Source organism: Burkholderia sp. Bp8986 (assembly GCF_003854225.1).
In the GTDB taxonomy this organism is placed as follows: Bacteria; Pseudomonadota; Gammaproteobacteria; order Burkholderiales; family Burkholderiaceae; genus Burkholderia.
The window spans coordinates 1-1118 of sequence record NZ_QTQM01000160.1 but is presented as its reverse complement, the minus strand read 5'-3'; the positions used below and the strand labels follow the sequence as shown (position 1 = coordinate 1118).

At 68.4% G+C, this 1118-nt stretch carries 1 protein-coding gene; it reads right to left on the bottom strand.

Features of this window, described 5'->3' with window-relative positions:
• Positions 1–1118 (bottom strand): flavodoxin-dependent (E)-4-hydroxy-3-methylbut-2-enyl-diphosphate synthase (ispG, locus tag DID99_RS36670; RefSeq protein WP_124668730.1); only part of this gene is annotated, 1118 nt, incomplete at both ends.

Below are 1118 nucleotides of genomic sequence, written 5' to 3'. Positions count from 1 at the left end.
CCGCGCAGCGTCTTGACCTTCTCGCCGTCGATGAAGACGGGCGCGGCCGGGTTCTCGCCCGAACCCGGCAGGCTGATGCCGATGTTCGCGTGCTTCGATTCGCCCGGGCCGTTGACGATGCAGCCCATCACCGCGACGTTCATCTTCTCGACGCCCGGATACTCCTTGCGCCAGACCGGCATCTGCTCGCGCAGGTAGGTCTGGATCTGCATCGCGAGTTCCTGGAACAGCGTGCTCGTGGTGCGTCCGCAACCCGGGCACGCGATCACCATCGGCGCGAACGAGCGCAGGCCCATCGTCTGCAGGATTTCCTGGCCGACGATCACTTCGCCCGTGCGCGACGCACCCGGTTCCGGCGTCAGCGAAATGCGGATCGTGTCGCCGATCCCTTCCTGCAGCAGCACGCCGAGCGCGGCCGTCGACGCGACGATGCCCTTCGAGCCCATGCCGGCCTCGGTCAGCCCGAGATGCAGCGCGAAGCCGCAGCGGCGGCCGAGTTCGCGGTACACGGCGATCAGGTCCTGCACGCCGCTGACCTTGCACGACAGCACGATGCGATCGCGGCCGAGGCCCAGTTCGACCGCGCGCTCGGCCGAGCCGATCGCCGACTGGATCAGCGCTTCGTACATCACGCTCTGCGCATCCCACGGCTGCGAGCGCGCGCCGTTCTCGTCCATCATGCGCGCAAGCAGGTCCTGGTCGAGGCTGCCCCAGTTCACGCCGATCCGCACCGGCTTGTCGTACTTCGCCGCGGCTTCGATCATCTGCGCGAACTGCGTGTCGCGCTTCGCGCCCTGGCCGACGTTGCCCGGGTTGATCCGGTACTTCGACAGCGACTCCGCGCAGCCCGGGTAGTCGCGCAGCAGCAGGTGGCCGTTGTAGTGGAAATCGCCGACGAGCGGGACGGTCACGCCCATCCGGTCGAGCTGCTCGCGGATCGCCGGCACGGCGGCCGCGGCCTCCGGCGTATTGACCGTGATGCGCACCAGTTCGGAGCCCGCGTTCGCGAGTTCCTTGATCTGGATCGCCGTGCCGATCGCGTCGGCCGTGTCGGTATTCGTCATCGACTGCACGCGCACCGGCGCATCACCGCCGATCGTCACGAGCTGCCCGCCCCA